Origin of the sequence: Treponema sp. (assembly GCF_045657965.1) — a bacterium.
Classification (GTDB): domain Bacteria; phylum Spirochaetota; class Spirochaetia; order Treponematales; family Treponemataceae; genus Treponema_D.
In genome coordinates this window covers 1-5,694 of the sequence record NZ_JAZOUG010000012.1, presented here as the reverse complement: position 1 = coordinate 5,694, position 5,694 = coordinate 1, and the positions used below count along the sequence as shown (strand labels likewise).

5 protein-coding genes are annotated in these 5,694 nt (G+C 39.3%); 1 reads left to right on the top strand and 4 read right to left on the bottom strand.

The window, feature by feature from the left end; all coding sequences use genetic code 11:
• From ACKI5B_RS00255 to ACKI5B_RS00240, 4 genes are all read right to left on the bottom strand, one after another.
• The coding region (locus tag ACKI5B_RS00255) for a restriction endonuclease subunit S (protein ID WP_407424949.1) at window positions 1–569 on the bottom strand (569 nt) is incomplete at its 3' end.
• 12 nt (window positions 570–581) lie between these two features.
• A complete protein-coding gene (locus tag ACKI5B_RS00250; protein WP_407424948.1) occupies window positions 582–1,607 on the bottom strand; it encodes an ORF6N domain-containing protein in 1,026 nt (341 codons plus the stop codon).
• A 34-nt stretch (window positions 1,608–1,641) separates the two neighbouring features.
• A complete protein-coding gene (locus ACKI5B_RS00245; RefSeq protein ID WP_407424947.1) occupies window positions 1,642–3,108 on the bottom strand; it encodes a type I restriction-modification system subunit M in 1,467 nt (488 codons plus the stop codon).
• A 164-nt stretch (window positions 3,109–3,272) separates the two neighbouring features.
• Window positions 3,273–4,982, bottom strand: coding sequence for an ammonium transporter (locus ACKI5B_RS00240; RefSeq protein ID WP_407424946.1), 1,710 nt, complete (start codon window positions 4,980–4,982; stop codon window positions 3,273–3,275).
• A gap of 308 nt (window positions 4,983–5,290) precedes the next feature.
• On the opposite strand from ACKI5B_RS00240, the gene ACKI5B_RS00235 reads away from it, so the two are divergent.
• Complete coding sequence (locus ACKI5B_RS00235) at window positions 5,291–5,641, top strand: response regulator transcription factor (protein ID WP_407424945.1); 351 nt, start codon at window positions 5,291–5,293, stop codon at window positions 5,639–5,641.
• The last annotated feature ends 53 nt before the right edge of the window (window positions 5,642–5,694 follow it).

Below are 5,694 nucleotides of genomic sequence, written 5' to 3'. Positions count from 1 at the left end.
CCAAACATCTCGATAAATCGGGATTTGATTAGGGTGTCGTATTTTTCGAGCATCTGCTTGTGCTTTGCGAGGAGTGTAGTGCATTTATCTAGCTGCGCGGCAATCTGCTTTTGCTCTTCGAGGGGCGGAAGTGGAATTTTTGCTTCGGAAAGACTTGCTTTATTTAGCGTAATGCCTTTTACGGCTTTATTGCTACCTTCTGACCAATCTTTATTGGAAAACAGATGATACAAAAAAGAATTGTCCGTTTCACATTTTCCATTAGGTAAAAAAGCCATAATTGCTTCATTTGAATACATCTCATCAGAAGTAATTGCAGTTTTTCCGATTGAAAGTTTAAAACTCATTATGAGCGTATCTTTAGGAATGCTTTTTATTCCACTTGAAGTAATTGCTTCATCAGATAAACATTCTTTAGTTTCTGAAATATATTTCTCTGACTTTGAAATATCAGCAATAGAAATCCATTTATGAAAACCTTGAAAGTAATCAAATTTTTTTCGGTCAGGAGTCTTACCCATTTGTAAATCAAAAATATCCCCAAGCCGTACCGTTTTCCACTCGTTCATTTTCTGCTCTCCCTATTTCAAAACCAACGGCTTATTCTTTAACAATTGTGCAATCAGACCACTATAAACAGAAGTATCATCTGTTAGAGTGATGGTTGTTACTTTTCTGCCACCATCTTTTGAACTTGCACCGCAGTGGTAGATTTTTTCGTCAGGAGTTCCGTAATCAAGAATATTGTAACGGTCATGGAAAATCTTTCCAGCTTCTTTGACGTCAATTTTCAGACCAGGAAATTCTTTGCAAAAATCATCGTATTCAACTTTATGAAGCCCGTTATTTGTGTTGTCGGAGAAGATTGTTACTGCAACATTCTGCTTTGCATTCTTAAAGAGAATCAGGGTTTTCAGAGAAATATAGTTATCTACTATATAGATAGTTTTATTAGCCAGTGTATAAATCTGCTGGTAAGCAATATCACTTTCCACAGGCTGGCCATTCAAAATAAGCCATCCTGCTGGAATTTCGGGTTTTCCAAGGTTTAGCATAATAGGTGACAGTTCAGATTTTCTGACCATATCGCCAAGATTACTTACAACTGTTTCTACTTTATCATCAATTTCTGCAAGCTGTTTTTGGAACTCAATAATATTCTGAGTGTTTTCCGATGTTTGCAATGAAAGTCGTAAAAAATCACGCTGACTTACAACTTGCTGATTTTCTATAACGTAATCCTTCATTTTCTTAAAGAGACGTACGAGAGCTTTGCTCTGTTTTGTGGCAAGTTCACCCTTTAATACTGTCATCAGCATGTAAACGCCCTGTTCTGTAAATGCATAGGGAAGACTTCGTGACATAACGCTTATATTTGCGGTCAAAAAATTTGACCGCAAATTATTGGTTTCTTCTTCGGTTAATTGAAACATCAAATCTTCTTCATCGAACTTTTCAATGTTGTTCTTTACTTGCTGATTAAAGGCCTTTGTAGAATAGCCATATATTTCAGCCAAATCCTTATCAAGCATGACTTGAACGCCACGAATCATGTAGATTTTATCTTTTAAGTCGTTTTCGTTGTTTATAATAACTTCTTTTTCCATATTTACCCCTAAAATAAGTTCACGTCTGTCGTACTTATTCTCCCAGCATTTTCTCTAGTTCTGATAAATCAGATTCTATTTCTTTCTGTAAAGCCTTGATTTCGCTAATAAGAACTTTTGGAGCCGGATATTCCACCTTTTCGTAAACAACTTCTTTATATTTATTTATAGAAAGGTCATAGTTGTTTGCAACAATTTCTGATTTTGGAACAAAGAAACTCTGTTCAGTACGCTTTCTGTCTTTTTCTGCATCAAGATTATGAAAGCGTTTGATGATATCTGGAATGTCATTTGCTTCAATTGGTTGGCGTTTATCATCAAGCGAGTATCCGTCTGCTTTCATATCATAGAACCAAACGTTATCTGTTCCACCTGCACCAGTTTTTGTAAAAACAAGAATACCTGTACTTACTCCGGCATAAGGCTTAAATACTCCGCTTGGCATACTGATAACTGCTGCAAGCTGATGGTTTTCTACCAGTTCTTTACGTAGCGCTTTATGAGCATTACTTGAACCGAACAAAACTCCATCAGGAACAATACAAGCACAGCGGCCGCCTTTCTTAAGCATACGGATAAACAAGGCAACAAAAAGAAGCTCTGTTTTGGTTGTAGAACATACGTTTGTAAGACTTTCTGCGATTGTTGATTTATTTACGCTTCCTGTAAACGGCGGATTTGCAAGAATAATATCGAATTCACCTTCAATTTCGTTATTTTTACTTACACTGTCCTGATAAGCAATATGTGGTTCGTGGATTGAGTGGAGCAGAAGGTTCATTGCGGAAATTTTGAGCATTGTACTTCCTGTGTCAAAACCAGTAAGAAGACCTTTCGAATAATGCTCCCATTCTTTATCGCCCATCTTGTTTCCGTATGTGTCGCGGATAAATTCTGCAGAAGAAATAAGGAATCCTGCAGTACCACATGCCGGGTCACAGATTTTATCCATTGGTTGAGGCCTGATAAGTTGAACCATCATGTCGCGAATCTGTTTTGGAGTACGGAACATACCAACCTGGCCACTAGAATTCATCTTGCTCAAAACATATTCGTAAATATCACCAAGCATGTCTCGGGTCTGAACTTCAGGATTTTCAAAAAGTTCATCAAGTTTTGTAATTACGGCTTTTAAAGTCTGCGGGCTAGGAATAGAGAATGCTGCATCTTTCATGTAGCGAGCAAAAGCACTTTCTTCGTTTGCATTTATTTTTTTGATGAAAGGAAAAATCTCTTTATTCATCAAATTAAAGAGTTCTGTTTCTTCAAAGGTCTTAAAAATATGCCAGCGGTATTTCTGCTTGTCAGTTGGGAAGATGTGTTCTTTCTTTTCTCCTGACATTTTTTCGTACTGTTCAGTCTCATTTTCAACTTCATCAAGAGAATGTATGAACATAAGGTATGAGAACTGTTCAATGACAGTCAGGTATTCGCTCATACCTGCACTGAAAAAGTCGTCCCAGATTGAATCTATTTTGCTTTTTATTTCGCCAGTAATCATTTTGCTTTTTCCTCTATAAAAAAATTACGTTATTATAGCATAAAAAGCATATTTATGTGCCGGATTTTAGAATCTGATCTTAAGAATTAAAAAAATGCCGGATAAGCCCTGAAATCAGGAAACTTACCCGGCGTAATTTTTTTTGAAGTCAGCTTATATAAAAATTAATCCTGCAAAGCTTCGTAGCCTTCTTCGCCTGTGCGGACTTTAACCACATTCTGCACATCGTACACGAAAATCTTTCCGTCGCCGATGTGACCTGTGTAAAGAACTTCCTTAGCGGCAGTTACGACCAAATCTACTGGAACTTCTGAAACTACGATATCAACCTTGATTTTTGGAAGAAGGGTCATATCAAGTTCAACACCGCGGTATTTCTGAATATTGCCGTGCTGCTGGCCGCATCCCAGGACGTTTGTAACGGTCATTCCGGTTACACTGATGTCGTTCATTGCGCTCTTGAGTTCGTCGAACTTGCTCGGTCGGGTGATAATTGTAACCATATGGAATTTTGCATCAGGGCGGCTTGTGGCGCGGGCCACTGGAACTGCCTTTTCAACAGGAACTGTGCTGGAGATTTTTTCTGAAGCAAGGTTTCCTGCAGAAAGTCCGCCAAGTCCTGCATCTCCACCTGTCATAACCTGCGGAGCCATAATGAATCCGCCGTAAGCTGAATCAATTCCGTGTTCAAGCTTATCAAGACCGATTACTTCTTCTTCGCGGCTGGCTCTGAGTCCGTGGAATTTTTTAATCAGCGCAAATACGATTACCATACATACAGCTGTCCAAAGAACGATTGTGAATTCGCCTAAAGTCTGGATTCCTAAGTGCTTGAATCCGCCGCCGTAGAAAACGCCAGATTCAACATTGAACAGACCGTCACTCAAAGTTCCCCAGATGCCGTTTGCAAGGTGAACGCCTACAGCACCAACCGGGTCGTCAATATGAAGCTTCAAGTCAAGAAATTCAACTACGATTACAACAAGGAAACCAGCTACGATGCCGATGATGCTTGCTCCAAGTGCGTCAACTGTTGCACAGGTCGGAGTAATTGCGACCAGGCCTGCAAGCGAAGCGTTCAAGGTCATTGAAACATCAGGTTTTCCGTTCTTGAACCATGTGAAAAGCATTGTTGTAACTGCAGCCACTGCCGGAGCGATTGTTGTTGTTGTAAATACTGCCGCAAGACCGCCTACGCCTAAAAGCTGAGTGCAGGCAGCTCCGTTGAATCCGTACCAGCCGAACCACAGAATGAAGGTTCCGAGGGCGCCGAGAGTAAGCGAGTGACCGGGAATTGCGTGTACCTTTGTAACTTTTCCGTTTTTGTCATAGTCGTACTTTCCGATTCTTGGTCCTAAGAACATTGCGCCGATTAAAGCCGCAGTTCCGCCTACAGAGTGAATTGCAGCTCCACCTGCAAAGTCAACGAATCCTAACTGTGCAAGCCACCCGTTAGAGTTCCAGACCCAGCCTGCTTCAATAGGATAAACAACTGCTGAAATTACAGCCGAATAAATACAGTAAGAGCTGAATTTTGTTCGTTCTGCCATAGCTCCCGAAACGATTGTCGCTGCAGTAGCGCAGAAAACAAGGTTGAATACAAAGCTCGACCAGTCAAGTTCTGCAAAATTAGTGAAAAGCTGCAAATGCGGTTTTCCGATTACACCGAAAATGTAGTTTTCGCTCATCATAAGACCGAAACCGAGCAGCATGAACATTGGAGTTCCGATACAGAAATCCATCAGGTTTTTCATGATGATGTTTCCGGCATTTTTTGCACGGGTAAATCCCGTTTCAACCATCGCAAAGCCACACTGCATAAAAAATACAAGGGCTGCACCAATAAGGAACCATACGCTCCAAACTTCACTCATTTTTTACCTCCAAAAAAAAAGCGGTGATATCAAGCACTGCGCACATGCCCGACATCATCGCCGAATAAAAAATTAAGGGGTCACAGGTAAAACCTATGACCCCTTTGTCTTAGATGTTTAACTTATACTCGAAAGCAAAAAACGTGTCAATATGTTTGCAAAAGAATTGACATACAGAATTTAAAATGCTACATTCCTTTTGAAAAAATGCGAGGAAGCCTTGTTTGTTCAGGGTTTCCTTTTTTTTATGGCAACGGAGTCTTTTCATTGATATGAAAAGACCTTTTTATTTTTAAAGAGGTTTAATTATGCTGAATGAATCTGAATGGGAAGAAAAACGTGTGGCACTGCTTGATTTATACGTACAGAAAGATACCTTATCTAAAGAGCAAATAGAGCGACTGTTAAAAGCAGAACTTGTAATAAGCGGTGAGAAAGAGAGCGTTGCAAAATTCATTTCTGATATAAGTAAAAAATTCTCCCTTTCGATACGTGAAAGCGAGGTTTTGGAAGAACTGGCTTTGGGAAAATCTAATTCACAAATAAGCGAAACTCTTTTTGTATCCGTTTCAACTGTAAAAAAACATATTTACAGTATTTTCAATAAAGTTGGGGTGAATTCAAGAACCCAGCTTTTAAATCTTGTTTATAATATGTGATGTAAAAGTTGGAAAATCATTTCAATGTGTTAAAAATCTTTCAAAATATCAAC